Raw genomic sequence first — 25,342 nt, 5'->3', positions numbered from 1 at the left:
TGCGGGGCTCTGGTCGACTGCTATAAATGCATAAAGCCGATCGAACTTGTCAGGTATATGACGACCTCACCAATCGCCACACCCACCCCGTCCGGCGCCATGGCCCGCGACGAGCTGTTCGCACGGATCGCCGAGGGCGAGCGGGAGCGTGAACGCGAACGGATCGCGCCGCACGATCAGATCGCCCTCCTGCGCGAGTCGCGGCTCGGGGCGCTGCGCGTCCCGGTCGCGCTCGGCGGCGCCGGCGCCAGCGTCCGCGAGCTGTTCGAGACGCTGATCGCGCTGGCGCAGGCGGACGCCAACGTCGCGCAGATCGTGCGCGCCCACTTCGCCTTCGTCGAGCAGGTGCTGCTCGTGCCCGACGCCGCCTTCCAGGAGCGCTGGCTGGCGCCGGTCGCGGCCGGCGAGATCTACGGCAACGCCGTCACCGAGATCGGTGGCCAGCAGGCCGGCGACTTCGTCGGCTTGTCGACGAGAATCGCGCCGAGCGGCGACGGCGACGGCGGCTACCTGATCGACGGCACGAAGTACTACTCGACCGGCACGCTCTACTCCGACCGCGTCTGGGTCTGGGGCGTCACGCCCGAGGGCGTTCCGGCCAGCGCCGTCGTCCCCGTCGATCGCGACGGCGTCACGGTCGAGGACGACTGGGACGGCTTCGGCCAGCGCCTCACCGGCACCGGCACGACCCGCTTCGCCGGCGTGCGCGCCGCCGCCGACGAGGTGCTGCTGTCCGACCCCGACAACGTGCCGCCGCGGCTCCCCGTCGGCGCCTTTCTGCAGCTGTGGCTGACGGCGACGGTCGCCGGCGCGGTCCGCTCGCTGCGCGACGAGGCGGTCACGCTGCTGCGCGACCGCAGACGCGGCCACACCCACGGCGCCGCCGCGCTGCCGCGCGAGGACCCGGTGCTGCTGCAGGCGGTCGGCCAGATCGCCAGCGACGCGTGGGCGATCGAGGCGACGGTGCTGAGCGCCGCCGAGGCGATCGACCGCGCCAACGCCGACGTCGCCGCCGGCAGAGCCGACAGCGGCGCCGTCCACGCGGCGTCGAAGCGCGCCGCGGAGGCGAAGGTCGTCGTCGACCGCCTCGCGCTGCGCAGCGCCTCGCTGCTGTTCGAAGCCGGCGGCGCCTCGGCGACGAAGGCCTCGGCCGGGCTCGACCGCCACTGGCGCAACATCCGCACGCTCGCGTCGCACAACCCGACGCCGCTGAAGGCGTACGCGCTCGGCGACTTCGTCGTCAACGGCGCGACGCTGCCCGACAACACTTACTTCTAGAGAAGCCGAGGAACCGCAGATGTCCCAGACCGCACCCCGCTCCGCGCACCCCGGCTTCGGCCCCGACGCGACCTCCAACGAGGTCGCCGTCCTCGACTCGACGATCCACTGGGTCGAGCAGGGCGAGGGCGACCCGTTCGTCTTCCTGCACGGCAACCCGACCAGCTCCTTCCTGTGGCGCAAGGTATTCGCGAACCTGAACGGCGAGGGCCGCCTGCTGGCCGTCGACCTGATCGGCTTCGGCGACTCCGGCAAGCCCGCGATCGACTACGACCTGGCCGACCACGAGCGCTACCTCGACGCCTGGTTCGACGCGCTCGACCTGCGCGACGTGACGCTCGTGCTGCAGGACTACGGCGCCGCCTTCGGCGTCTCGTGGGCTCGTCGCAACCCCGACCGCGTGAAGGCGGTCGCGCTGCTGGAGCCGGTCCTGTGGCCGATCGACTCGGCCGACCTGCCGGAGGCGTTCGTGCAGACGCGCGCGCTCGTCAAGCGCCCCGGCGAGGGCGAGGAGTTCGTGCTGGAGCAGAACGCCTTCCTGACGCAGCTCTTCCCCAACGTCTTCCTGCAGCCGCTGCCCGACGACGTGCTGGCCGAGTACCTGCGGCCGTTCCCGACGCCCGAGTCGCGCAAGCCGGTGATCGTCTTCCCGCGCAGACTGCCGGTCGACAACGAGCCGGCCGACACGATCGCGCTGCTGGAGGCCAACGCCGAGTGGCTCGCGTCGAGCGAGGTGCCGAAGCTGCTGCTGACCTTCGAGCCCGGCTTCCTGCTGACGCCGCCGATCCTCGCGTGGGCGCGCGAGACGATCAAGAACCTGACGGTGCAGGAGGGCGGCGCCGGCGTCCACTTCGTGCAGGAGGAGGAGCCGGAGAAGGTCGCCGACGCCGTCAAGGGCTGGCTCCCGCGATGACGGCGACGCGGCAGCCCGCGGTCCGCTACGGCAGCGAGCAGCTCGACGAGCTGCTCGCGCGGATCGCGGAGGGCGCGGCCGAGCGCGAGCGCACCGGCACGGCGCCGTTCGAGCAGATCGGGTGGCTGAAGGAGGCCGGCTTCGGCGCGCTGCGCATCCCCGTCGAGGAGGGTGGCGGCGGCGCGAGCGTGCGCGAGTTCTTCGACGTGTTGATGCGGCTCAGCCACGCCGACTCGAACGTCGGCCACCTGCTGCGCGCGCACTTCGGCACGGTCGAGGACCAGCTGATCTCGGGCGACGCGGAGCGGCGCGCGCTGTGGGTCGAGCGGGTCGTCGGCGGCGCGCTGATCGGCAACGGCAACAACGAGCTGACGACCAGACACGCCGGCGACTTCGCGAAGGCGACGACGCTGACGCCCGCCGGTGACGGCGGCTTCCTGCTGAACGGCACGAAGTACTACTCGACCGGCACGCTCTACTCCGACTACACCTTCGTGACGGCGGTGACGCCCGACGGCATGCCGGCCTTCGTGCTCGTCCCGACCGACCGCGACGGCGTCACCGTCGAGGACGACTGGGACGGCTTCGGCCAGCGGCTGACGGCGACCGGCACGACGCGCCTGGTCGACGTCGCCGTCGCGCCCGACGAGGCGTTCCTGCCGCCGGCCGACCTCAGCGGCCTGCCGCGCTGGCACCTGGGGCCGTTCTACCAGCACTACCTCAACGCCGTGATCGCGGGCAACATCCGCTCGGTCCTCGACGACGCGGTGACGCTCGTCCAAGGCCGCAGACGGTCGTTCACGCACGGCTCGGCCGACCTCCCGCGCGAGGACCCGGTGCTGCTGGAGGTGATCGGCGAGATCTCCGCCGACGCCGCGGCCGCCGAGGCGATCGTGCTGCAGACGGCCGACGCGCTCGGCGCGATCGGCGACTCGGTCGTCGGCGGCCTGCCCGACGACGACGTGATCCACGCGGCGGCGCTGCGCGCCTCCGAGGCGCAGGTCGCGATCGACGAGCTGGGCCTGCGCAGCGCCAACCTGCTGTTCGAGGTCGGCGGCGCCTCCGCCGTCAAGCAGGGCGTCAACCTCGACCGCCATTGGCGCAACATCCGCACGGTCGCCTCGCACAACCCGGCGCGCTTCAAGAACCGCGCGATCGCCGCCTGGCTCGTGAACGGCGAGCGGCTGCCGGACAACACGTACTTCTAGATCGCAGGGACGGCATGGCCTCACAGCAGCGACAGCTCCACCTCAACGCGTTCATCCTCGGGACCGGCCATCACGAGGCGGCCTGGCGGTCGCCGCTGACGACGCCGGAGCGGGTCTTCGACCCGTCGTTCTTCGCGCAGCAGGCGCGCACGGCGGAGGCGGCGAAGTTCGACGCGATCTTCCTCGCCGACATCCCGAAGCTCGACGACAACATCCAGTTCAACACCTCCGGCCGGCTCGACCCGCTGATCGTGCTGGCGACCGTCGCCGCCGCGACCGAGCGGATCGGGCTGATCGGGACCGCCTCGACGACCTACTCCTACCCGTGGGCGCTGGCGCGGGCGCTCGCGACGCTCGACTTCATGTCGAACGGTCGCGCGGCGTGGAACATCGTCACGACCGACAGGCAGGAGGCGGCCGAGAACCACGGCCTGTCGGTCAACCCCGACCACGCGGCCCGCTACGCGCGCGCCGAGGAGTACGTCGAGGTCGTGCTGCGGCTGTGGGACAGCTGGGAGGACGACGCGATCGTGCTCGACCGCGAGGGCGGCACCTACGTCGATCCCGCGAAGATCCACCACCCGAGGTTCGCCGGCAAGGACGTCAGCGTCGCCGGCGCGCTCACCAGCCCGCGGCCGCCGCAGGGCTACCCGGTGCTCGTGCAGGCCGGCTCCTCCAACGACGGCCGCGCCTTCGCCGCCCGCTTCGCGGAGGCGATCTTCACCGCCCAGCCGCACCTCGACGACGCGGTCGCCTTCGCGCATGACGTGAAGGGTCGCGCGGCGGCGCTGGGGCGCGGTCCGGAGTCGATCAAGATCCTGCCGGGGCTCTCGCCCTTCGTCGCCTCGACGGAGGGCGAGGCGAAAGCGCTGCAGCGGGAGTTCAACGAGCTGACGGTGGTCGAGTACGGCCTGATCCAGCTGGCCGACTTCGCCGCGGTCGAGCTGAGCCGCGACCAGCTCGACGAGCCGGTCCCGCCGGAGGCGTTCGCCGGCTCCGGCGACGTGACCGACAACAGCCACAGCCGCAGACAGGTCTACGCCGGGATCGTCGAGCGCGAGCGCCCGACGCTGCGGCAGCTGCTGCACAGACTGGCCGGCGCGCGCGGCCACCGCGTGATCGCCGGCGCGCCCGAGCAGATCGCCGACACGATGCAGCAGTGGTTCGAGGCTGGCGCCGCCGACGGCTTCAACGTGATGCCGCCCTACCTGCCGGGCGGCCTGGAGGCATTCGCCGATCAGGTCGTGCCGCTCCTGCGCGAGCGCGGCCTCTTCCGCAGCGAGTACGAGGGCACGACGCTGCGCGACCACCTCGGCCTCGAGCGGCCGGCGCGGCGGGTGGAGGCTGTTGCCTGAACGGCAAGAGTCCTTGGCAGATCGTCGCCGCCCTGCGACGGTTGGCCGATGAGCACGACTGAGAGCAGCGAGCAGTTCTGGGAGACCTTCTACAGCAGCGGCAGAGGCCGCTGGAGCGGCAAGCCGAACCCGTCGCTGGTCGAGGAGGTCTCCGGTCTGCGGCCGGGGAGCGCGCTCGACCTCGGCTGCGGCCAGGGCGCCGACGCGATCTGGCTGGCGCTGCAGGGCTGGCAGGTGACGGCCGTCGACGTCTCGGCCGCCGCGCTGGAGGTGGCCGCGCGCGCGGCCGAGGCGGCGGGCGTGGCCGACGCGCCGGGCACGATCGTCTGGGACCGTCGCGACATCGCCGACGCGCTGCCGGCCGGCAGCTTCGACCTCGTCGCGGCGACCTTCCTGCACTCGCCGGTCGAGGGCTTTCCGCGCACGCGGGTGCTGCGCGAGGCGGCCGCGACGGTCGCGCCCGGCGGGACGCTGCTGATCGTCGGCCACGCGCCCTCCGACGCCCATCCGGAGCTCGAGTTCCCGTCGCCCGAGGAGACGATCGCGGAGCTGGCGCTCGTGCCGGACGAGTGGCAGGTGCGCACGAGCGTCCTGCGCGAGCAGCAGCACGCCTTCCGCGACGAGGCGCCGACGCAGCGGGTCGACAGCGTCGTGCGGCTCGAGCGCGCGGGCGGCTGAGGCGGGCGGCTGAGGCGGGCGGCGCGCACGGCGAGCGCGCCCGCTGACAGCCCCGCGCTCGCTCCTGTTTCCTGCTGCTGGGAGCGCGGATAGGAGAGGGCGATGCGCATCATCACAACCCTGCTCGCGACCGTCGTCGCCGTCCTCGCCCTGACTGCCGCCGCGGCCTCAGCCGACGTCGTCCGCTTCGATCCCGGCGAGGGCAGCTTCATCACCGACGGCGACGTCGGCTGCATCGTCGGCGTCACCGACGCCGGGCGCGGCACCGTCACCTGTGCCGGCAAGCCCGTCTACGCCGCGATCTGGGACGGCGTGCCGTGCGGGACGCGCACCGCTCGCGGCTGCGTGAACGATCGCCGCGGCGGCCTGCTCTCGATCGGCCTGCGCGAGCGCGGCCGCCCGCTGCGCGACACGATCGACGGCGTCGGCGGCGCGAAGGGCACCGTCCGCGGCGACGCGATCGCGCTCGCCGGGATCCGCGGTCGCCATCTCCCCGACGGCGGCTTCTCCTTCCGCAACCGCAGCGGTCACGGCTTCACGCTGACCGAAGGTCGCCTGCGGCGCTTCTGAGATCGCTGCGGGCGCCTGGCCCTACGCGGGCGCGCCGACCCGCAGCACCGGCCACTGCTCGACGGCCGTCAGCAGCGTGCGGTCGTGCGTCACCAGCACGACGGCGGCGGGCGTGTCGACGAGCGCGGCCGTCAGCTCGTCGACGAGCGTGACCGAGAGGTGGTTGGTCGGCTCGTCGAGCAGCAGCAGCGACGGTCTGCGCAGCAGCACCTCCGCGAGCACCGCGCGGCGCCGCTGGCCGACCGAGAGGTGGCCGACGGGACGTTCGAGGTCGGCGTCGGTCAGCAGCCCGGTCGCGCGCGCCGCCTCGCGGATCGCGTCGAGGTCGGGCTCGTCGCCGGCGTCGGGCTCCGTCTCGCCGGCATCGGCAGCGGCGCGGGCGGCGTCGGCCTCGCGGGACTCGTCGGCGGCTCGCGCGAGCAGCGCCAGCGGCGTGTCGCTGGGGTCGAGGTCGTCCTCCTGAGCGAACAGGCCGACGCGCAGGCCGGGGTGGCGCGCGAGCGTGCCGCCGTCGGGCTCCAGCCGTCCGGCGAGCAGCGCCAGCAACGTCGACTTGCCGGCGCCGTTGGGGCCGCGCACCAGCAGCCGCCCGCCCGCTCTCAGCACGAGCGGCGGCTCGGGCGGCAGCGTGAGGCGGCCGCGGTAGCGCAGCCCGTCCGCGCTCAGCAGCGGCTCCTCGTCGTCGGCGGCCAGCTGCGGCAGGCCGAAGCGCAGCGGCTCGGGCGGACCCGGGCCGCGCTTGGCGCGCGCCTCCTCCAGCCGCCGGCGCAGCGCGGCGACGGTGTTGCCGGCGCGGCTGGCGCGGCCGTGCCCGGCCGCCGCGGCGCCGGGACGCCAGCTCTCGCGCGCCCGCGCCTGCGCGCTGGAGAGCTGGTCGGCCAGTCTCTTCTCCTGCTCGATCCCGCGCTGGTGGTGCTCGCGCCAGCGCCGCAGCGTCGTCGCGCGCGTGGCGCGGAACTCCGCGAAGCTGCCGCCGAACAGCACGCCGCTGCCGTCAGCGGTCGGGTCGAGGTCGAGCATCGCGGTCGCGACGGCGTCGAGCAGCCAGCGGTCGTGGGTGACGAGCACGACGATCCCGCCATGCTGCTGCAGGCGCAGCGCGAGGCGGTCGAGCGCGTCGTCGTCGAGGTGGTTGCTGGGCTCGTCGAGCAGGACGGCGCCGGCCGGGTTGTGCAGCGCGCAGGCGAGTCGCAGCCGGTAGCGCTGGCCGGGCGAGAGCCGTCGCAGCGGCGTCGCGGCGGGGAAGGCGGCGCCGAAGCCGGCGAGCGCGTCGTCGAGGCGCCGCTCGGCGTCCCAGGCGCCGACCTGCTCGGCGGTGGCGAGCGCTGCCGCATACCGCTCGGCGACGTCGTCGCCGCCCGCGCCGTTCGCGCCGTTCGTGGCATCCGCGACGACCGCGCGCGAATCGCCGCCGAGCGCGGCAGTCGCGCCGTCCAGCTCCGCGAGCGCGTCGAGCGCTGGGCGCAAGGCATCGTCGCGCACGGTCGCGACGGTCGCGTCGACGGCCGCCGTCAGCTCCTGCGCGACGAGCATCCGCGCGGTCGTGCAGGTGACGGTCCCGCCGTCCGGTTCGAGCGTGCCGGCGAGCAGTCGCAGCAGCGTCGACTTGCCCGCGCCGTTGTCGCCGATGATCGCGAGCCGCTGGCCGGCGGCGACCGTCAGCGAGATCCCGTCGAGCACCGGCCCCTCGCCGAAGCCCTTGCGCAGGTCGCGCGCGGCGAGGTGGGCGGAGCGCCGTTCGACGCGGCCGAGCGGCGCGCTCGCAGGGGTGTCGCGGCCGCGCTCAGCGGGCGTCGTCGCCTTCTCGCCCATGAGCGCAGGCACGGTAACAGGCCGCGGGCGAGCGCCCGCGCGTGAGCGATGACGCGCCGGCTGCGGATTGCGGTTCAGTAGTCGACTACGGAGGTCAGATGAGCGCGGTCGCGCCATCGTGATGACAGCACGAATGCTGTCCGTCGTTGTCGTCGTCTGAGGAGCAGGATGCTCACCCGCAGTTCGCGTCTTCGCCGCACCGCCGCCGCGCTCGCCGCCGGCGCCGCCTCGCTCGCCCTCGCCGACGCCGCCACGGCGGCGACGCTCACGGTCACGGCCGCCGCCGACAGCGGCGCCGGCACGCTGCGCGCCGCGCTCGCCGCGGCCGACGACGGCGACCGGATCGAGTTCGCGCTCCCGAACCCCTCCTCGATCGTGCTCGCGTCCGAGCTGGTGGTCGACAGAGCGGTCACGCTCGCCGGCCCCGGCTGGAGATCGCTGGAGCTGAACGGCGGCGGTGTCACGCGCGTGCTGCGCGTCAGCGCGGCCGGCGTCGAGATCGAACGGCTCGCGATCCGCGACGGCTCCGCGCCGCCCAGCGGCGAGCGCGCCTACGGCGGCGGTCTGCTGGTCGAGCAGAGCGGCGACGCGACGCTGCGCGAGGCGGTCGTCGAGGACAACGTCGCGGGCGGCCAAGGTGGCCGCATCGTGGCCGGCGGCGGGATCTGGGTCGGCGGCGTCAACGGCGGCAACGGCGGCTCGCTCCACGTCGTGCGCTCGGCGATCGTCGGCAATCTCGCCAGCGGGGTCGGCAGCGGGGGACTGGCCGCCAGCGTCTCCGGCGGCGGCCTCGGCGCCTCGACGGCGTCGGCGTCGGTCGTGACGATCGAGGACTCGACCGTCGCCGCCAACACCGTCGACTCGACCTCCGACGGCATGGCCTTCGGCAACGGCGGCGGGATCGCCTCCACCGGCTTCACCTCCGGAAGACTGCTGCGCTCGACGGTGACGGCCAACGCCGTGACCGTCGCCGGCGTCACGCTGACCAGCGCCTCTGCCGGCGGCGCCGGCGACAACACCTCGTCGGCATGGCAGAGCTACGGCTCGATCGTCGCCGGCAACACCGTCCAGGCCGTCCCCTCCGACTGCTCGGCGAGACTGGCCGGAGACCACAACGTCGTCGGCACGTCGAGCGGCTGCGCGATCAGCGGGACGGGCAACAGCGTCGTCAACCCGCAGCTCGGCGCCTTTGGCGATCACGGCGGCCCGACGCCGTCGTACGCGCTGGCGCCGACCAGCCCGGCGCTGCAGGCCGTGCCGGCCGGCAGCACCGCCTGCCCCGCGGGCGCGACCGACCAGCGCGGCGTCGCGCGGCCCGAGCTGGCCGCCTGTGACGCCGGCAGCTACGAGCTGCGCCCCGGCCGGCTGACAGTGCCGGCCGATCGCGACCTCGGCTCCGCCGGTCCCGGCGACGAGCCGTCGCAGACGGTCACGGTGACGGCGACCGGCGACCTGCCGGCGACCTTCGACGCGGTGCGGATCGATCCGGCGGGCGGCCGGTTCGCCGTCGAGCTCGACGGCTGCAGCGTCGCGCTCGTGCTGCAGCCGGGCGACAGCTGCAACGTCACGGCGCGCTTCGCGCCGCGGGCGAGCGGTGCCGACTCCGCGACGCTGGAGGTCGACTACAGCTCGCAGCTGGTCGCGGCCGCGACGCTCGACACGAGACTCGACGGTCTCGGCCTCGGTGGGGAGGCGCGGGTGACGCCGGCCGGTCAGAGCTTCGCCGAGCGCATCCGCGGCAGCGGTCCGTCGGCACCGCTCGCCTACCTGTTGGAGAACGACGGCAACAACGCACTGCTGCTCGACGCCGTCACGCTGACCGGCGCCGACGGCGACCAGTTCACGCTCGACACGAGCGACTGCACGGCGGCGGCCGGCGCAGGCGGCGTGCTGGCGCCGGGTGCGAGCTGCGCGCTGCAGCTCGCCTTCTCCCCGACGACGAGCGGCGCGAAGCAGGCGACGCTCTCCATCGCACACGACGGCTTCGGCCCGGCCGCGACGGCGAGCGCGAGCGGCGTCGCCGTCGATCCGGCGCCCGACCCCGATCCGAGACCGGAACCGAGACCCGACCCCGAACCGAGACTCGATCCGACGACAGACCCGCCGGCGTCGCTGCCCGCTCCGACCCCGATCGCCCCGCAGCCGCAACCGCCTGTGGCGCCGCAGCCGCAGCCGGCCGCGCCGAGAGCGCCGGCCCTCCCGCGGATCGCCGGCCTCGCGGTCACGCCGCGCTGCGCGCTGCCGCTCGGGAGCAGACTGCCGCGGCTGGTCGCGCGCTTCCGCCTCGCCGCGGACGCGCGCGTCACCTACCGGATCCAGACGCGCCCGCTCGCAAGACCGTGGCGGCGCTGCCCGCGGCCGTCGGCTGCCGGGACGCGCCCGCCGGCGCGCAGCTGGCGGACGCTGAGCAGCGTCGAGCGCACGACGCGCGCCGGGCTGACGACGGTCTCCGTCGAGCGCGGCGCGAAGGCGAACGCGGCCGCGACCGGGGCGCTCGTGCTGCGCGACCTGGCGCCCGGCTCCTACCGGCTCGTGATCACCGCCCGCAACAAGGCCGGGACCACGCGCGCGATCCGCAACTTCGTCGTGCTCGCGCCGCCGGCCGCGGGCGCGCCTCAGCCGACCGCGGTCAGGTAGCCGTCGATGTAGGCGTCGGCGCCTATGCGGCCGTTGACGAAGTTGAGGTAGAGCGGACCGCCGGGCCGGCCGGCCGGCACGCCCGGCCGGTCGAGCGTCCGCAGGCGGGTCGGGTTGGCCAGCGTCCACGCCGACTCGACGGAGAGGTTGGCGGAATTGCTGGCCGGCAGCGTCCCGTCGAGGAAGCCGATCGGCGGGAAGTTGCGGAAGCCGATGATGCGTGCCGGCGCGCGCGTGGTCACCCACGAGAACTGCGCGTAGAGGCCCGGGAAGTCGGTGAAGTAGACGGCCCAGCCGACCGGCGCGTACGGCGTCTTGCCGACGCACGGCGGGACCATGCCCTGCGATGCGCCGAAGCCCGCGCAGACGGAGGCGTCGAAGTGCATGTGGAAGCGGCAGAGGCCGTCGTTGCCGAGCCGCGGGCAGTCGGGCGCGCCCGGATCGGCGACGCCGGCGTTCTTGCCAGGGCCGCCGGAGAGGAAGTTTCTGCCGGGGCCGCCGTCGAGCGTGTCGTCGCCGAGCGCGGCCCACAGCCCGTCGTCGCCCGGTCCGCCGAAGAGGCGGTCGGCGCCGCCCTCGCCGTAGAGGCGGTCGTCGCCCGCGCCGCCGGTCAGCTGATCGTCGCCGGTCTCGCCCTGCAGCACGTCGTCGCCGGCGCCGCCGGTCAGGCGGTCGTCGCCCGCGCTGCCGTAGATCTCGTCGTCGCCGGGGCCGCCATCGACGCGGTCGTCGCCGCCGCCGGCGTAGATCTCGTCGTCACCGCCGAGGCCCGAGATGACGTCGGCGCCGCCGAGGCCGCAGATCACGTCGGCCTTCGGCGTTCCGCGCAGCGTGTCGGCAGCGGCGGTTCCGCTGATCGTGCAGCGCGGCAGTCTCTGCGTGACGTCTGCCGACGCCGCGGCCGGCGCGAGCAGGAGGACGGCGACCGCCGTCGTGAGGAGGGGGAGCAGCGAACGGCGCATACGGCGTCCTTTCCGCAGGGTTCGAGGACGCCGTACTTTACCGTACGGTGTTCTAAATCGGCGAGGGCGGCCGCTGCGGCGGCCGGCACCGGAACCTCAGGCGGCGGGCAGGTCGTCCGGCTGCCGGAACGAGCCGTAGCGGCCGCGGAAGAAGACGAGCGGCTCGAGATCGGCGGCCGAGGTCGCCTCGATCGCGAGCACCTGCGCGACGACGATCGTGTGGTCGCCCGCCTCGTGCTCGTCGTGCAGGCGGCACTCGATCCAGGCGACCGCGTCGGCGGGCGCGGGACCGGTCGACCGCTCCTGCAGCTCCAGCCCGGCGAAGCGGTCGGCCTCCTTGGAGGCGAAGCGCCGCGTCAGCTCCTCGTGGTGCCCAGCCATCACGCTGACGCAGAACGTCTCGGCCGCGCGGATCTTCGGCCACGTCGCCGACGTCTTCGCGGGGCAGAAGAGGATCAGCGGCGGATCGAGCGAGACCGACGTGACGGAGTTGGCCGCCATCCCGACCGGGCCGTCGCTGCCGTGCGCGGCGATCACCGTGACGCCGGTCGGCAGGTGGGCGAGCACGTTGCGGAAGTGCCCGGGGTCGATCGCGACGACCTCGCGCGCGGGCGTGCGGGCGTCAGCCGTCATCGCTGCGCCTCGCTGCGGGACCCCAGCCCCAGCCGGCTCCGCGGCGGCAGGTTGTCCTGCGCCCATCTGTCGATCAGCGCGTCGCGCTCGTCCATCAGCGTCATCGGGAGGAACAGCCCGCGCGTCGGCACCGACGCGCCCAGCTCGACGAGCACGGGGCGCAGCGCGGTGTCGACCGCCATCGTGTGCGCCTCGGAGCCGCCCGTCATCACCGGGACCGCGGTCACGCCCGCCAGCCCGTTGCTCGGGTAGCGGTCGAGGAACGCCTTCAGCAGGCCCGTGTACGCGGCCTTGTAGGTCGGCGAGGCGAAGACGGCGAAGTCGCTCGCGGCGACCGCGTCGTTGAGCGCCGCAAGTCCTTCGTGCGGCCACTTGAAGAGGTCGTCCGCGTGGTCGCACAGGTCGACCGTCGGCTCCACCGTCGCACCGGTGGCGTCGGCGACACGCGCCGCGACGGCCTCGGCGAGCGCGAGCGTGCGCGAACGCGGCTTGGGATTCCCTACGACAACCGACACCTTCACGTTGATCGACCTCCGCTGTCCGGACAAGCTTGCTGGAGTCGTCCCCGTTGGTGAGACGACGATCGGACCACGGTGTTTTGTCGCAGCACGCCGACGGCGTCTTATGCCGTCGCGTCCGGATGATGCCTCATCGATCGAATGGTCGCAAGGCGGCTGGCGTGCCTGCCGCCGGCGGCCTTCGCGACGCGTCGCTCGTCGTCAGCTCGGCAGCGAAGCGGCGAACCGCTGCAGCCCCTCGGGATCGCGCCACGGCGGCCCGTGGCCGAAGGTCACGACGGCGGGGCGCAGCTCGGCGAGGCGGCGGATCTGCTCGCGGTTGAGCGCGGGGTCGAGCGTGAAGATGGCCGGCGGCTCGTGGAGGCAGGGGCGGCCGGTGACGGGGTGCTGCCCGAACAGCACGTCGGCCGCCAGCAGCGTGCGGTCGGACTCGCGCCAGAGCGAGATCAGGCCGGGCGAATGACCGGGCGTCTCGAGCACGACGAAGGAGCCGACGCGGTCGCCCTCGTGCAGGCGCCGCGCGACCGGGGTGGCGCCACCGGCCCACGTGCGCAGCTGCAGCCGCGTGATCGGGTTGACCGGCGCGCGGTCGCGCAGCTGCCCGCTCGCGATCGCGTCGGCGTCGCGGTGGCCGACGAGCACCGGCAGGCCCAGCTCGCGCGCGAGCGCGGCGCTCGCGCCCTGATGGTCGGCGTGCGCGTGGGTGATGAGGTGGCCGGCGAGCTGCTGGTCGCTGACCTGGCGCACGATCCGCCGCGCGGCCCAGCGGGTGCCGGCATCGACGACGTGACCGTCGGCGAGGTAGACGTTGACGGCATGGCGGGGCGTGCCGCGGAGCAGGTGGAGTCCTTCGGCGATCTGTTCCATACAGGGATGTACGGTACACGATGCCAAACACCCCTGTATGGTGATTCTCGATGACGCCCGACCGCCTCGATCGCGACGCCTGGGTCCGCGCCGGCCTCGCGGCGCTGGAGCAGGGCGGCGTGGCGGCGGTCAGCGCCGCCGCGATCGCGAAGTCGCTCGGCGTCACGCGCGGGAGCTTCTACTGGCACTTCTCCAGTCGCGACGAGCTGCTGGAGGCGACGCTCGAACGCTGGGAGCGCGACCACTCCGACGCCGTCCTCGACGCGCTCGCGGCGGTCCCAGACCCGCGCGAACGGCTGCGGCTGCTGATCGACGCGGCGACCTCGAAGCCGCCGTCTCTCTTCATCCGCCTGCTCGAGGCGCAGGCGAGCGAGCCGGCCGTCGCCGCCGTGCTGAACCGCTCGCGCGGCCGGCGCGTCGCGTTCCTGGCCGCGGCCTATCGCGACGCCGGCGTGGCGCCCGCGGCGGCGCGCCGGCGCGCGCTCGCGGCCTATGCCGCCTACGTCGGGCTCGCCCAGCTCGTGACGGCCGATGAGACGCTGCTGGCAGGCCGCGAGCGCCGCGCCTTCGCGCGCGAGCTGAGCGCGCTGCTGCTGCCGGAGTGAGGCGCCCGGCCGGGCCGGGCGACTCGCGCGGCTACCGAGCGCCGGCCGGCGGGAGTGGACCGACTTCGCGCAGCAGCCGGTAGCGGGGAGCGCCGGTCATCCGCGGCTCCGCATGGCCCGAGAGGCCGTCGAGCGCACGCTGGATCGCGGCCTGCCGCTGCTCGCGGTCGTCGGTCTCGTCGAAGCGCAGGTAGTCGGCCTCGCTCGCCCACGAGACGACGTTGTAGACGCGGGTGCCGTCGGTGCTGGCGAAGAAGCGTGCCGAGCGATAACCGGGGTGGCTGCGGACGCGCTGCTCTTGGATCTCGGCAAAGGCCTCGATCAGCTCGCGCTGCGTCTGCGGACCGTCGACGGTGTAGTCGATGAACGAGTAGAAGCCGGTGTCGGCAGCGGGGGTCAAGGCGTCTCCTGTCGTCGCTGATCTCGCCGAACGCCGTTCGGCCCGCGCCGATCATGAAGGTTCAACCCTGCTTGAAGTCAAGCGGCCCCGGCTTCCGCGGCGGGGCCGCGCGCCGAGCGCGCGGCCCGATCGGCGCCTAACCCTGCCGGACCAGCTGCTGCAGCGCCCAGGCGTTCCCGTCGGGATCGCTGAAGAAGACGAACCGGCCCCACGGAAACTCCTGCACGTCGCTGGCCTCCACCCCGCGCTCGACCAGCTCGGCACGGGCGGCGTCGGCGTCGGCGACGACGATCTGCATCCCTCTGACCGAGCCGGGGGCGGCGTCGGTCAGCCCGTTGCCGACGGCGATCGAGCAGGCCGAGCCGGGCGGCGTCAGCTGCACGAAGCGGATCTCGTCGCTGACCGCGTGGTCGTGGTCGGCGTTGAAGCCGATCCGCACGTAGAACTCCTTCGCGCGGTCGACGTCGCTGACGGGGAGCGTGATGAGCTCGAGCTTCCAATCCATGGGTCTGCGTCCTCTCTCCGATGCGGTGTCGACGACAGTCTCTCGGTGATTCAGGTCAAGTACGGTCCTGAATGAGCACGGTTCGCAGCCGGCGCTGTCAGACTGGCGCGTCCGTGACACCGAGCTGCACCGGCGCTCCAGCGAAGCGTCCGTGTTCGCTTGCCGGTACAGAAACTGACGTTCTTCGGTTTGTCGTACTGCTCCAGCTAGCAGTTTGACAACCAAAAACTCAACGTTCTATGGTTCGGCGCGCTCGGTGCGAACGCTGGCGTTCGCACGAGGGCACGGACCGAGGAGAGGCATGAGGAAGAGCAACGCCAACCGGGGACGTCGCGGCAGGCTCGCGACGGCGCTCGCGGCGACCGCCTGTGCAGGGACGCTCGCATCCGGGTTGCCGGCGGCCGCCGGCGCCGAGGGGCTGCCGAACGGTCGCGCCTACGAGATGGTCACGCCGATCGAGAAGGGCGGCTTCGACATCACGGCGTGGACGTTCGGCGGCTGGATGGTCGGAGGGTCCGACGGAGAGCGGATCGACTACGGGCTCTACGGCGGCATCGAGGGTGGCAGCTCCTCGACGCTCGGCACCGCCCTGCTGCAGGCGAAGCGGACCCCGGCCGGTTGGACGAGCAGCGGCGTGCTGCCGAGACTCCAGCCCGGCGTGCCGTACCTCGTCGGCTTCGGGCAGGGCAGCGTGATCGCCGAGACCCCGGACCTCCGGACCGTCGTCGGCTCCTCCACCCAGCCCGAGCGGCCCGGCGCGATCGCCGGCAAGCACAACCTCTTCGCACGCGATCTCGACGGCGGCTTCTCGCTGCTGGCCCCGGGGTCGGTGCCCTACTCCAGCTTTGACACGCCCGACGTCCCCGGCCTCTCCGACGACGGGCGGCACATCGCGTTCGAGTCCGACCTCCAGCTGACGCCGGACGCGCAGGCCGGGGTCATCAACCTCTACGAGTCGGTCGACGGCGTCGTGCGGCTCGCCGGGATCCTCCCCGACGGAAGCGTTCCCGCCGCCGGGACGAGCGGCGCGGGACGCGCGTTCCAGCGGCCCGTGTCGGCCGACGGGTCGCGCATCTTCTTCCTCGACCGCGGGACGGGCGAGCTGTACGTCCGCATCGACGGGCAGCAGACGATCCGCGTCTCCAGACCGTACGAGAACAGCGAGGTCGACAGAGGGGTTGCGGGGAGAGCGTCGACCGTCTACGCGACGCCGGACGGCAGCAAGGTCGCGTTCATCAGCAGCGGCAGACTGACCCCGGGCGCACCCGCCAACGACGCGTACCTGTTCGACGTCGAGACGCAGAGACTGACCAACCTCACGGCGACGGCCGGGCACGCGGCGGCGATCACCGCGGTCGTCGGCCTCTCCGACGACGGCGAGACCGTCTACCTCAACGCGCTGCAGCTGACCAACAGCGCGCCCGTCGCGCCGACGGGCCGGTCGCTGTACGTCTGGCGCGCGGGGACGGTCAGGTGGATCAGCTCGGTGAGAACCGCCCAGTCGGAGAGACCGGAGAGAATGAGCTCGTTCGTGAGCCCCGGCGGCCGGCTCGTCTTCCACACCCCCGCCACGCTGCCCGGCTACCCGATGACGGGCGCGAACATCAACGCGTCGAGATGGCGCGTCTTCCTCTACGACCCCGCCGGGGCGGGCCAGGTCAGATGCCTGAGCTGCCTGCCCGACGGCAGAGCGGACCTCGTCGACTCCAGCGCCGGATCGATCAACGAGGGGATCGCGAAGATCTACCCCAACCGGCGGATGCAGGGGATCTCCGACGACGGCAGACGTGTCTGGTTCGAGACGATCTCGGCGCTCGTGCCCGAGGACCAGAACGGCAGACTCGACGTGTACCAGTGGGAGGAGGGCGAGCTGTCGCTGATCTCCACCGGCAGATCGCCGGCCGACTCCTATCTCGGCGATGCGAGCGACAGCGGCGACGACGTCTTCTTCTACACGCGCGAGCAGCTCGTGCCGGAGGACACCGACACGCTGCTCGACGTCTACGACGCCCGCGTCGGCGGCGGCCTGCCGTCGCGCGTGCCGCCGCAGAGAGATCGCACCTGCCCGGCCGCCGGCTGCCAGGGCGATCCGGCGCCGCGGCCCGTCGACAGAGAGGCCGGAAGCGTCACCGACCCGAGCGACGGCAACGCCGCCGATCCGATCGCGCCGGCCGATCCGGTGCCGTTCGAGCTGATCGTCGCGAAGGCCGACAGAGAGGCGCGAGCGCGCCTCGGCAAGCGCGGCACGCTCGCGCTGCGCGTCGACGCCAACCGCGCCACGAAGATCGCCGCGACACTGCGCGTGCGCAGCGGCGGCCGCTGGGTCGCGGCGGGCTCGAAGACGGTCACGCTGAGACGGGCCGGCAGCACGACCGTGCGCCTGACGCTGAGCAAGCGGGCGCGCGGCCAGCTGACACGCGCGCGCCGGCTGACGGTGCGCGTCGAGGTGCGCGCCGGCGGCCTGGTCAGACAGCAGCAGCTGACGGTCGCGGCGCCGCGTCGCGCGAAGGGCACGTCCAATGGCTGATCGACAGGGAGGGATGCGCGTGACGCGCAGCTGGAACGCCGCGGCAGCGGCTCGCCGGGCAGCCGGCGCCTGCGGCGCCGTGCTGGCGCTGGGGCTCGCCACGGCCGCGCCGGCGTCGGCGGCCGACCTGCCGGTCTGGGAGCCCAGCGTCAACGCCGTGCCGACCCACCTGAGACCGGGCAGCAGCGGCCAGCTGCGTGTCGCGGCGAACAACGTCGGCACCGGCCCGTTCGACGGGACGGCGATCAGATTCGACGTGACGCTGCCGCCGGGGGTGACCTGGAGAGCGGGCAGCGACGCCACGTGCAGCGCCACCGCCGACGGCGTCAGCTGCGCCGAGACGAACTTCATGGGCGCCGCGAGCGTGTTCTGGAAGGCGTTGCAGGTCGACGTCGACCCGACGGCGCCGGTCGGCGACGCGCCGGTGAGGGTCACCGTCTCCGGCGGCGGCGCGGCCGCGACCGCGACGATCGACGGGCGGCTGCGGATCGATCCCGTGCCGGCCGGCTTCGGGCTCGACACCTTCTCCGCGCGCGTCCTCAACGAGCAGGGCGAGGAGGAGACCCGCGCCGGCGCGCAGCGGTGGATCGCGGTGACCGACTTCGCCTTCAACACGGAGCTGAACGACCTCGGACGGGTCTCGACCGACGCGGTCGAGAACATCGACGTCGCGCTGCCCGCGGGCTTCGCCGGCAAGGCGGCGGCGATCCCGATCTGCTCGTCCGACGAGTATGCGGAAGGCCCCGGCGGCGCGCTGACCGGCTGCCCGGCGAACACGCAGGTCGGGCTCGCGACGGTCACCATCAACGTCGGCGGGACCGTCGTCTCCAACGAGGCGCCGGTCTTCAACCTCGCGCCGCCGAGAGGGTCGGCGGCGATGTTCGGCTGGATCACGATGCAGACGCCGGTGCGCGTGCTGATCAAGGTCCGCACCGACGGCGACTACGGCCTGACGGCCCAGCTGCGGTCGGTCAGCTCCAGCGTCTCGGTGCTCTCCAGCCGCCTCGCGCTGTGGGGCGACCCGGGCGACCCGCGTCACTTCGAGCGGCGCCCGGCCGGCCCGCTGCTGCCGTCGGTCCGCTATCTCTCCAACCCGTTCGACTGCTCGGCCGGGCCGCTGACGACGAGCGTGACGGCCAGCTCCTGGCAGGAGCCGTCGAGATCGGATCGGCTGGAGGATCAGGCGCCGGCGCTGACCGGCTGTGACCTGCTCGACTTCAGACCGAGCATCGCGGTGACGCCGGAGACGACGAAGGCGGACAGCTCGACCGGGCTGTCGGTCGACCTCGACATCGCGCAGGGCCCGGACACCGGCGCGCCGATGACGCCGCCGCTGAAGGACGCCGTCGTGACGCTGCCGCAGGGCGTCTCGATCAACCCGAGCGTCGCGAGCGGCCTGGAGGCATGCACCGACGAGCGCTTCGGGCTGAAGTCGGCGGCCGCCGAGGACTGCCCGGCCGCGTCGCGGATCGGCGCCCTGACGATCGAGTCGCCGCTGATCGCGGAGCCGCTGGTCGGCGACGTCTACACCGGCACGCAGCTCTCCGGCGACCCGCTCTCGGGCCGCATGTTCCGCATCCTGATGCAGGCGGAGGGCGGCGGCGTGACGGTGAAGCTGGAGGGCGCCGTCAGAGCCGACCCGCTCACGGGCCAGCTGACAACGAGCTTCCTCGACAACCCGCAGCTGCCGTTCGAGCACCTGAGACTGACGTTCAAGGGCGGCGAGCGCGGGCTGCTGGCGACGCCGGCGCAGTGCGGCCTGGCGACGACGAAGGCGGCGCTGTCCGCCTGGAGCGGCCAGGAGACGAAGCGGTACGACACCTTCGAGGTGAGCGTCGACGGCGCGGGTGCCCCGTGCCCGGCGGGGCTGCCGTTCGCGCCGGCCTTCAGCGCCGGCACGACGAACCCGCTCGCGGGGGCGCTGTCGCCGTTCACGCTGTCGCTGGCGCGTGAGGACGGCACGCAGGCGCTGTCGACGCTGAACGTCGAGCTGCCGCCGGGCCTGCTCGGCTACATCTCGCGCGTGCCGCGCTGCGGCGCGGCCGCCGCGGCCGCCGGGAGCTGCGGCGAGGAGTCGCGCGTCGGCTCCGTGCGGGTCGAGTCGGGCGTGGGCGCCAACCCGTTCGCGCTGCCCGGCCGCGTCTACATCACCGATGGCTACAAGGGCGGTCCGTACGGCCTGGCGATCGTGGTGCCGGCGAAGGCCGGCCCGTTCGACCTCGGCACCGTCGTGGTGCGGGCGGCGATCCACGTCGACAAGGCGATGGCGGCGCTGACGGTCGTCTCCGATCCCTTCCCGCAGGTGGTGAAGGGCGTGCCGCTGCGGATGCGCAGCGTCGCGCTGGCGATCGACCGCAACGGGTTCATGTTCAACCCGACCTCATGCGCGCCGTCGCAGGTGCGCGGCATCGTCGGCGGCGCCGGCGGGGCCAACGCGACCGTCGCCAAGCGCTTCCAGGTGCGCGGCTGCAAGGCGCTGCCGTTCGCGCCGAAGCTGACGCTGAAGGTCGGCGGCAAGGGCAAGACGGCGGCCAAGCGCCGCACCCCGTTGACGGCCGTCGTCTCGCAGACGCCCGGTCAGGCGGCGATGAAGCGCGTGCGCGTGCTGCTGCCGCTGTCGATCGCGGCGAGCCTCGAGCCGTTGCAGAACGGCTGTCCGCTGGCGGTCTTCGAGGCCGGCGGCTGCGCCGAGTCGACGAAGATCGGATCGGCGTCGGCCACGACACCGGTGCTGCCGGGCGCCCTGAGCGGCGGTGCGTGGTTCGTCAGATACCCCGGCGAGAGACTGCCGCGGATCGTCGTGCAGCTGCGCGGCGAGGTCGCGATCGACCTGGTCGCGAAGGTGAGAGTGACGAGACAGCTCCGGCTCGAGACGACCTTCGACACGGTGCCCGACGTGCCGATCTCGCAGTTCAAGCTCGCGCTGCGCGGCGACAGAAACGCGCCGCTCACGATCGTCAAGGACCTCTGCGCCCGCAGACAGTACGCGGGCATCGGGTTCACGGCCCACAACGGCCGCGGCGTCAACCGCAACCTGCGGCTCGCGGTCGCCGGCTGCAAGCAGCAGCCGAGAGCGGCGAAGAGAGCGGCGAAGAAGAAGCTTCGCTAGGGACGTTCCGGGAGCGTCTGGTCGAGGGTCCAGGGGAAGCCTGGGCCCTCGGCTGGGGGCGTCCTACCGCTCGTGCCGCGACGCGCGTGGGAGCGCGATGCGAACAGGCCGGTGGCTGACGAGCGTCACGCTCATCAGCGCGTCGGCCCCGAACTCGCCCTCGACTCTGCGCAGGAGCCCGTCGTTCCGCTGGACCCAGTATCTCGTCGCACCGTAGTCGTAGACGTCGACGGGGATCCCGTCGAGTGTCCCGCTGCCCGCGAAGCTGGCGTTCTGGTCCTTGATGTTGGTCGTGTTGTCGATCGTCTCGGCCGACAGCAGGTTGAGGAAGCTGATCCCGGCGTGGACGGGATCGCCGTCGGGGTCGGGCGCCTTCGCGACGTAACGCGTCGAGCCGGGCTGCGCCTGCGCGAGCACCGCTCTGCGCGTCCAGGCGTAGCGCCGTGCCTGCCCGGAGGGATCGCGGAGGACGGCCGTGCCGCGCCCGCTTCTGAAGTCGACGCGACCGCGCATCGCGACCGTCGTGCCATGGATCGGCAGCTCGCCGGTGAAGCGCGCCCCGCCGCGCTGCCAGTTCTGCTGCAGCAGACGCGCGAGCACCAGCGCCTGCTCGTCGGTGACGGGTCTGCCGCGGTCGGCCGCGGCGGTCGTCGCGGCCGCGACGGCGGACGGCGCGTCGTCGGAGCCGCCGCAGCCGGTCGCGAAGGCGACCGCGACGAGCAGCGCGACCGCCGTCGCACGCGCGCTCATCGCGCCGTCTCCGGGCGTCCGTCGGCCGGCTGCGCCGGAGCGGTCCGCGCACGCGGCATGGTCGGCTGCCGCGGCGGTGCCGGAACGCGGCGGTAGTCGACCTGGGGCGGCGATCTGAGCGGGGGGACGCGGCCTGCTGAGACCGTCACCGAGTCGCCGCAGCTGGTCGTCCGCTCGAGTCGGGCCGGCGAGCTGGAGCGCGGCCGGTTGCCGGCGAAGCAGTTTCCGCCGGAGGCTCCGGCGGTCTGCAGCACGATGTCGACGCGATTGCCCGCGAGCCGGTTGCGTTCGACACGGTTCCCCTCGGCGGTGTAGGTCTCGTTGTCGACCACGGCGATGCCGACGCTGTCGTGGTCGCTGACGCGGTTGTCGCGAATGACGTTCTCGCGCCCTCCGTTGATGACGATGCCGGCGCCGAAGCCCTCTGATCCGCGCGGCGCGTCGGCCGCCTGGTTGTCGGTGACCTCGTTGCGTTCGATCGTCATGCCGACCTGCGGAGCCGAGCGCTCCTTGGTGAGGGAGTTGACCTGGATCCCGACGCGGTTGCGGCGGGTGACGTTGTCGCGCACGACGACGTCGCCGCCGGCGTTGGTGAACTCCAGCCCGACGTGGTTGAGCTCCGTCGTGCTGTCGGTCACGAGCGCGTTGCACGGCTTGCAGCGGCCGATGTAGATGCCGCTGTCGGGGTGGCCCGAGGCGTAGACGTTGTCGAAGCGGCCGTGCTGGACGCCGAAGGCGTAGACGCCGTAGAGGCCGTTGTCGTAGGCGGTCAGGTAGGAGCCGCGCCACCCTTGCGTGTAACGGCCCTGCGCCGCGTAGGCGCCGTCGGTGAACCAGACGACCCCGTTGACGGCGTAGCGGCGCACCGTGAGGTTCTCGACCGCGACGCCGGGGGCGGAGATCCTGATGCCGTCGGAGCGCCGGTCCTCGCCGTCGAGCACGACGCGGTTGCGGTCGAGGCCGCGGATCACGATCCCGGGGTGCTCGTCGGTCACCTCGACCGCCTCTCGGTAGACGCCTGGCGCGACCAGGACGAGGTCGCCGGGCCGGCTGGCGTCGACGGCGCGCTGGATCGTCGGGTAGCTCGACGGCACCTCCAGCACCCGGCCGCTCGCCGCCGTCGTGTCGGCTGTGCGCGTCGGTGCGGTCGCGGTGGCGGTCGTCTCCGCGTGTCCGCCGTCGTCACCGCCGCAGCCGACGACCGCCAGCACGATCGCGAGTACGGCGAGTGTGGTGCCGCGGCGCACCGCGACCGCGTGCGAACGGACTCTTCCCTTCAACGAAACAGCTCCTCTCCAAGGTGCTCGCCCGGCGCCGGCGCCAGCGGAACCGCGTAGACGCCGCCGCCCGTGTGGACGAGGTAGCGGTGCAGCTCGTCGTGGCGCTCCATCCGCGTCAGCATCGACCCGACCTGGCGGGCAGGGTCGGCGACGAAGCAGAGGAACGCCATCCCGGCATCCGGCTCACCGTCGGCGGTCGCGCCGTCGTCGTAGTTGTAGGCGCGGCGCAGCATCCGCACGCCGTCGTTGGCGTCGGGATGCGCGAGCCGCACGTGCGACCGCGGCGGCGCGGAGCGCAGCGCCAGCGGGGCCCGCTCGTCCCCGCCGTCGAGTGCGCCGCCGCCGGCCTTGCGGCGTCCGACCGCGTGCTCCTGTACGTCCAGCGAGCTGCGGTCCCACGCCTGCATCCGCATGCGGATGCGGCGGTAGACGAGGTAGGTGCCGCCGGTCAGGGGTCCGCTCGCCACCCAGACATGGCGTGCCAGCGCGGCGTCGTCGTCCGCGCCAGGGTTGACCGTCCCGTCCTTGAAGCCGAACAGGTTTCGCGGCGTCTCGCCGGAGCCGGCTCGCGACAGGAAGCCGTGCTGCGTCCACCGTCGCCGCGCGATCCCGAGCGCCGCGTTCGTCAGCTGATGGACCGCGTGGAAGACGACCTGCCGGTCGTCGCCGCGGACCTGCACCAGCAGGTCGCCGCCGCTGCGACGCGGGTCGAGGCGGTCGTCGCCCGGGAGGGCGTCGGGAGCGAGGCCGGCCGGGCGCCGCGCGCCGAGCCCGTAGCGGCCGTCGAAGAGGCTGGTCCCGAAGCCGACGGTGACGGTCAGCCGGCCCAGTGCGAGGCCGGTGCGCTCGCCGGTGTCGTGCGCGACGGGGTCCGCGCCGCAGAGCGCGACGACCAGCTCCGTCCAGCTGCGCAGCAGGCGCGGCAGGTCAGCGCGGTCGGGCGTGTGAAGGTCGAAGGCGGCAAGCGTCAGGTGGTCCTGCGGCGGCGGCACGATCCCTGCCTGGCGAGGCCCGTCGAACGGCCGGACCGCCTGCGGGGCAGCGCTCTCAGCAGCATCCGCCAGCCGCATCGCGGCGCCGCCCGCGACCGCGCCGATCGCGACGCCCGCCAGCGCCTCCCGCCGACTCAGCCGAGGCGCGCGCACGAGGGCCCTCCCGCCGTCGTGGGGTGGCGTTGCACGAGCGCGATCAGCTGTGCCCGCGAGCGGACGCCGCACTTCACCAGCACGCGCGTCATGTGCGACTTGACCGTCGCCTCGGAGATCCCGAGCGCCTGTGCGATCTCGGCGTTGCTGGCGCCCGCCGTCGAGAGGCGCGCGACCTCCCACTCCCGCGGCGTCAACCCCGCCGGCACGAACCCCGCCGGCGCCGGCGCACGCGTGACCGCGCGACGCAGCAGCGGTGCCGCGGCCGCCTCGACCAACGGCTGCATCGCGCGCACGTCGGCGACCGCACGGCCCTCGCCCCGATCGGAGCGCCGCGCCCGCACGACCCACACGAGCCCGGCAGCGCGCCCGTGCAGGCGCACCACCAGCACGAGCGGCGAAGACCATCGGGCGGCCGCGGCCAGCGCGTCGACACGGTCTGGATGTGGATGGGTCGCGGCGGCCGCGACGACGTCCCAGTTCGCGCCCTCGCCGATCACGCGGCGGACGAACGCCGGCGTCAAGAGCGCTGCGTGGAGCGCGCGCGACCGCTCGGCGGACCGCCGGTCGCCGGTCGCCTCGGCGAGCGCCGTCGCACCGTCGATGACGTTCCCCCGCCCGGAGAGCACGGCGTAGCCACCCGCGCTGCCGTCGAAGCGGCTGCGTGACCACCGCAGCAGCGCGCCCAGCAGCCGCCCCGCCGCCTCCTCGTCATCCGCGGCCGCCGCCGCCGGCTCGGAGGCGGGCGCGAGACGCCGCATCACGTCGCGGCGGGTCCGCGCCCCGAGCTTCATCAGGATCGCGCGCGTGTGCGACTTCACCGTCTCGAGCCCGATGCGCAGGGCACGGGCGATCTCGGCGTTCGTCGCGCCGCGGGCGATCAGCCGCGCGACCTCCCGCTCGCGGCTGGTGAGCGTCGCCATGAGCAGGTCCTCACCCGGCGCGTCGCCGACCGCCTCGAGATAGGCGTGCTCGACGAGCGGTTGGAGCGCCGCCAACGTCTCCAGCTGCTGGGGCGTCCAGCGCCGGCTGCGGAGCCGGCGCCACAGCGTGACGCCGGCGACCACCCGGTCGCCGGCGCGCACCAGCAGCCGCGCGTCGTTGACGACGCCGATGCGGCGGTACGTCGCCTCCACCCGCGGTCTTCGGAGGACCGCGACCTCGATCCCGCCGACGTCGGCGAAGGTGGCGACCGCGCTTCGTACCGTCGACAGCGCCCGCGGCGCGAGCGGGTCGATCTCGCGCAGCGCCTGCTTCCAGCTCGCGACCGTCGCGACCGCGGCCCGCGGCGATCCCTCCCGGTGCACGATCGAGCGGCGCACCTCATCAGCCGAGTCGACGGTGAAGAAGGTGGCCGCGTCCGGATGCAGCTGACGCGCGACGGCCTCGAGCACGATGACGGAGAGCGCGCCGGCCGCGTCCGTCAGCCGCGCATCGGCCGCGTGCGAGACCTGCGGCGACCCGTCGCCGCGCCCGCTTCGCGAACCCCCGTCCCGCCGCACCACGACGCCGCCAGGCACGCCGCTCGCTCCCATTCGCGCTCCGCATCGTCGGTCACCTCGAGCCCGTCCTCAACGACGCCGCAGCTCC

21 protein-coding genes and 1 pseudogene are annotated in these 25,342 nt (G+C 73.6%); 10 read left to right on the top strand and 12 right to left on the bottom strand.

Translation table 11 applies throughout. The features are described from left to right. Nucleotides 1–99 precede the first annotated feature (99 nt). The 6 genes from R7226_RS05870 (at nucleotide 100) to R7226_RS05845 (ending at nucleotide 6,002) form a co-directional block, all read left to right on the top strand. Nucleotides 100–1,278 carry an acyl-CoA dehydrogenase family protein gene (locus R7226_RS05870; protein ID WP_318596108.1) on the top strand — a complete coding sequence of 393 codons (1,179 nt, stop codon included), beginning with the start codon at nucleotides 100–102 and terminating at the stop codon, nucleotides 1,276–1,278. 19 nt (nucleotides 1,279–1,297) lie between these two features. Next, nucleotides 1,298–2,191, top strand: a complete 894-nt coding sequence (locus R7226_RS05865; RefSeq protein WP_318596107.1) for a haloalkane dehalogenase — start codon at nucleotides 1,298–1,300, stop codon at nucleotides 2,189–2,191. Further along, nucleotides 2,188–3,399 (top strand): acyl-CoA dehydrogenase family protein, encoded by a 1,212-nt coding sequence (locus R7226_RS05860; protein WP_318596106.1) that lies wholly within the window; start codon nucleotides 2,188–2,190, stop codon nucleotides 3,397–3,399. The genes R7226_RS05865 and R7226_RS05860 overlap by 4 nt, the downstream gene beginning before the upstream one ends. 14 nt (nucleotides 3,400–3,413) lie before the next feature. Next, on the top strand, nucleotides 3,414–4,754 hold the full coding sequence (locus R7226_RS05855; RefSeq protein ID WP_318596105.1) for an LLM class flavin-dependent oxidoreductase: 1,341 nt from the start codon (nucleotides 3,414–3,416) through the stop codon (nucleotides 4,752–4,754). Between the two features lie 48 nt (nucleotides 4,755–4,802). Continuing rightward, a complete protein-coding gene (locus tag R7226_RS05850; RefSeq protein ID WP_318596104.1) occupies nucleotides 4,803–5,432 on the top strand; it encodes a class I SAM-dependent methyltransferase in 630 nt (209 codons plus the stop codon). Between the two features lie 102 nt (nucleotides 5,433–5,534). Next, on the top strand, nucleotides 5,535–6,002 hold the full coding sequence (locus R7226_RS05845) for a hypothetical protein (protein WP_318596103.1): 468 nt from the start codon (nucleotides 5,535–5,537) through the stop codon (nucleotides 6,000–6,002). Nucleotides 6,003–6,023: 21 nt separating this feature from the next. Here the strand turns inward: R7226_RS05845 and R7226_RS31770 are convergent, their stop codons facing one another. Next, on the bottom strand, nucleotides 6,024–7,022 hold the full coding sequence (locus R7226_RS31770; RefSeq protein ID WP_412103077.1) for an ATP-binding cassette domain-containing protein: 999 nt from the start codon (nucleotides 7,020–7,022) through the stop codon (nucleotides 6,024–6,026). Nucleotides 7,023–7,145: 123 nt separating this feature from the next. Then, nucleotides 7,146–7,667 (bottom strand): annotated as a pseudogene (locus R7226_RS31765) (ATP-binding cassette domain-containing protein); the annotation flags it as partial. Nucleotides 7,668–7,982: 315 nt separating this feature from the next. Here R7226_RS31765 and R7226_RS05835 point away from each other — a divergent pair. Beyond that, complete coding sequence (locus R7226_RS05835) at nucleotides 7,983–10,451, top strand: choice-of-anchor D domain-containing protein (RefSeq protein ID WP_318596101.1); 2,469 nt, start codon at nucleotides 7,983–7,985, stop codon at nucleotides 10,449–10,451. Here R7226_RS05835 and R7226_RS05830 read toward each other — a convergent pair. The 4 genes from R7226_RS05830 to R7226_RS05815 form a co-directional block, all read right to left on the bottom strand. Next, the gene (locus tag R7226_RS05830; protein ID WP_318596100.1) at nucleotides 10,430–11,413 is read right to left on the bottom strand and encodes a calcium-binding protein; all 984 of its coding nucleotides are present in this window, start codon (nucleotides 11,411–11,413) and stop codon (nucleotides 10,430–10,432) included. The genes R7226_RS05835 and R7226_RS05830 overlap by 22 nt on opposite strands. Nucleotides 11,414–11,509: 96 nt before the next feature. Then, complete coding sequence (locus R7226_RS05825) at nucleotides 11,510–12,046, bottom strand: flavin reductase family protein (RefSeq protein ID WP_318596099.1); 537 nt, start codon at nucleotides 12,044–12,046, stop codon at nucleotides 11,510–11,512. Further along, nucleotides 12,043–12,561: an NADPH-dependent FMN reductase gene (locus tag R7226_RS05820; RefSeq protein ID WP_318596098.1), complete on the bottom strand. Its 519-nt coding sequence runs from the start codon at nucleotides 12,559–12,561 to the stop codon at nucleotides 12,043–12,045. Before R7226_RS05820 ends, R7226_RS05825 begins: the two co-directional genes overlap by 4 nt. Nucleotides 12,562–12,765: 204 nt before the next feature. Continuing rightward, nucleotides 12,766–13,431, bottom strand: a complete 666-nt coding sequence (locus tag R7226_RS05815; RefSeq protein ID WP_318596097.1) for an MBL fold metallo-hydrolase — start codon at nucleotides 13,429–13,431, stop codon at nucleotides 12,766–12,768. Between the two features lie 50 nt (nucleotides 13,432–13,481). On the opposite strand from R7226_RS05815, the gene R7226_RS05810 reads away from it, so the two are divergent. Then, nucleotides 13,482–14,036, top strand: coding sequence for a TetR/AcrR family transcriptional regulator (locus tag R7226_RS05810; protein WP_318596096.1), 555 nt, complete (start codon nucleotides 13,482–13,484; stop codon nucleotides 14,034–14,036). 31 nt (nucleotides 14,037–14,067) lie between these two features. Here the strand turns inward: R7226_RS05810 and R7226_RS05805 are convergent, their stop codons facing one another. Then, nucleotides 14,068–14,436, bottom strand: coding sequence for an antibiotic biosynthesis monooxygenase family protein (locus R7226_RS05805; protein WP_318596095.1), 369 nt, complete (start codon nucleotides 14,434–14,436; stop codon nucleotides 14,068–14,070). Nucleotides 14,437–14,572: 136 nt separating this feature from the next. Then, nucleotides 14,573–14,941, bottom strand: coding sequence for a glyoxalase superfamily protein (locus R7226_RS05800; protein ID WP_318596094.1), 369 nt, complete (start codon nucleotides 14,939–14,941; stop codon nucleotides 14,573–14,575). 301 nt (nucleotides 14,942–15,242) lie between these two features. On the opposite strand from R7226_RS05800, the gene R7226_RS05795 reads away from it, so the two are divergent. Both R7226_RS05795 and R7226_RS05790 read left to right on the top strand, forming a co-directional pair. After that, nucleotides 15,243–17,468, top strand: a complete 2,226-nt coding sequence (locus R7226_RS05795; RefSeq protein ID WP_318596093.1) for a TolB-like translocation protein — start codon at nucleotides 15,243–15,245, stop codon at nucleotides 17,466–17,468. Further along, a complete protein-coding gene (locus tag R7226_RS05790) occupies nucleotides 17,461–20,577 on the top strand; it encodes a COG1361 family protein (RefSeq protein WP_318596092.1) in 3,117 nt (1,038 codons plus the stop codon). The genes R7226_RS05795 and R7226_RS05790 overlap by 8 nt, the downstream gene beginning before the upstream one ends. 63 nt (nucleotides 20,578–20,640) lie before the next feature. Here the strand turns inward: R7226_RS05790 and R7226_RS05785 are convergent, their stop codons facing one another. The 4 genes from R7226_RS05785 to R7226_RS05770 are packed head-to-tail and all read right to left on the bottom strand — an operon-like array spanning nucleotide 20,641 to nucleotide 25,287. Beyond that, nucleotides 20,641–21,327: a hypothetical protein gene (locus R7226_RS05785; RefSeq protein WP_318596091.1), complete on the bottom strand. Its 687-nt coding sequence runs from the start codon at nucleotides 21,325–21,327 to the stop codon at nucleotides 20,641–20,643. Then, complete coding sequence (locus R7226_RS05780) at nucleotides 21,324–22,607, bottom strand: right-handed parallel beta-helix repeat-containing protein (RefSeq protein ID WP_318596090.1); 1,284 nt, start codon at nucleotides 22,605–22,607, stop codon at nucleotides 21,324–21,326. The genes R7226_RS05785 and R7226_RS05780 overlap by 4 nt, the downstream gene beginning before the upstream one ends. After that, complete coding sequence (locus R7226_RS05775) at nucleotides 22,604–23,752, bottom strand: Dyp-type peroxidase (protein ID WP_318596089.1); 1,149 nt, start codon at nucleotides 23,750–23,752, stop codon at nucleotides 22,604–22,606. Before R7226_RS05775 ends, R7226_RS05780 begins: the two co-directional genes overlap by 4 nt. Continuing rightward, a complete protein-coding gene (locus R7226_RS05770; RefSeq protein WP_318596088.1) occupies nucleotides 23,734–25,287 on the bottom strand; it encodes a helix-turn-helix transcriptional regulator in 1,554 nt (517 codons plus the stop codon). The genes R7226_RS05775 and R7226_RS05770 overlap by 19 nt, the downstream gene beginning before the upstream one ends. Nucleotides 25,288–25,342: the final 55 nt, after the last annotated feature.

Source organism: Conexibacter stalactiti (genome assembly GCF_033542075.1).
Taxonomy (GTDB): domain Bacteria; phylum Actinomycetota; class Thermoleophilia; order Solirubrobacterales; family Solirubrobacteraceae; genus Conexibacter; species Conexibacter stalactiti.
The sequence above is the reverse complement of the archived record's forward strand: the minus strand, read 5'-3'. Positions and strand labels throughout refer to the sequence as shown.

What these genes read in the sequence shown, in the direction of transcription:
- R7226_RS05870 (WP_318596108.1), top strand. Translation starts at nt 100, where the DNA reads ATGGCCCGCGACGAGCTGTTCGCACGGATCGCCGAGGGCGAGCGGGAG.
- R7226_RS05865 (WP_318596107.1), top strand. Translation starts at nt 1,298, where the DNA reads ATGTCCCAGACCGCACCCCGCTCCGCGCACCCCGGCTTCGGCCCCGAC.
- R7226_RS05860 (WP_318596106.1), top strand. Translation starts at nt 2,188, where the DNA reads ATGACGGCGACGCGGCAGCCCGCGGTCCGCTACGGCAGCGAGCAGCTC.
- R7226_RS05855 (WP_318596105.1), top strand. Translation starts at nt 3,414, where the DNA reads ATGGCCTCACAGCAGCGACAGCTCCACCTCAACGCGTTCATCCTCGGG.
- R7226_RS05850 (WP_318596104.1), top strand. Translation starts at nt 4,803, where the DNA reads ATGAGCACGACTGAGAGCAGCGAGCAGTTCTGGGAGACCTTCTACAGC.
- R7226_RS05845 (WP_318596103.1), top strand. Translation starts at nt 5,535, where the DNA reads ATGCGCATCATCACAACCCTGCTCGCGACCGTCGTCGCCGTCCTCGCC.
- R7226_RS31770 (WP_412103077.1), bottom strand. Translation starts at nt 7,022, where the DNA reads ATGCTCGACCTCGACCCGACCGCTGACGGCAGCGGCGTGCTGTTCGGC.
- R7226_RS05835 (WP_318596101.1), top strand. Translation starts at nt 7,983, where the DNA reads ATGCTCACCCGCAGTTCGCGTCTTCGCCGCACCGCCGCCGCGCTCGCC.
- R7226_RS05830 (WP_318596100.1), bottom strand. Translation starts at nt 11,413, where the DNA reads ATGCGCCGTTCGCTGCTCCCCCTCCTCACGACGGCGGTCGCCGTCCTC.
- R7226_RS05825 (WP_318596099.1), bottom strand. Translation starts at nt 12,046, where the DNA reads ATGACGGCTGACGCCCGCACGCCCGCGCGCGAGGTCGTCGCGATCGAC.
- R7226_RS05815 (WP_318596097.1), bottom strand. Translation starts at nt 13,431, where the DNA reads ATGGAACAGATCGCCGAAGGACTCCACCTGCTCCGCGGCACGCCCCGC.
- R7226_RS05810 (WP_318596096.1), top strand. Translation starts at nt 13,482, where the DNA reads ATGACGCCCGACCGCCTCGATCGCGACGCCTGGGTCCGCGCCGGCCTC.
- R7226_RS05800 (WP_318596094.1), bottom strand. Translation starts at nt 14,941, where the DNA reads ATGGATTGGAAGCTCGAGCTCATCACGCTCCCCGTCAGCGACGTCGAC.
- R7226_RS05795 (WP_318596093.1), top strand. Translation starts at nt 15,243, where the DNA reads ATGAGGAAGAGCAACGCCAACCGGGGACGTCGCGGCAGGCTCGCGACG.
- R7226_RS05790 (WP_318596092.1), top strand. Translation starts at nt 17,461, where the DNA reads ATGGCTGATCGACAGGGAGGGATGCGCGTGACGCGCAGCTGGAACGCC.
- R7226_RS05785 (WP_318596091.1), bottom strand. Translation starts at nt 21,327, where the DNA reads ATGAGCGCGCGTGCGACGGCGGTCGCGCTGCTCGTCGCGGTCGCCTTC.
- R7226_RS05770 (WP_318596088.1), bottom strand. Translation starts at nt 25,287, where the DNA reads ATGGGAGCGAGCGGCGTGCCTGGCGGCGTCGTGGTGCGGCGGGACGGG.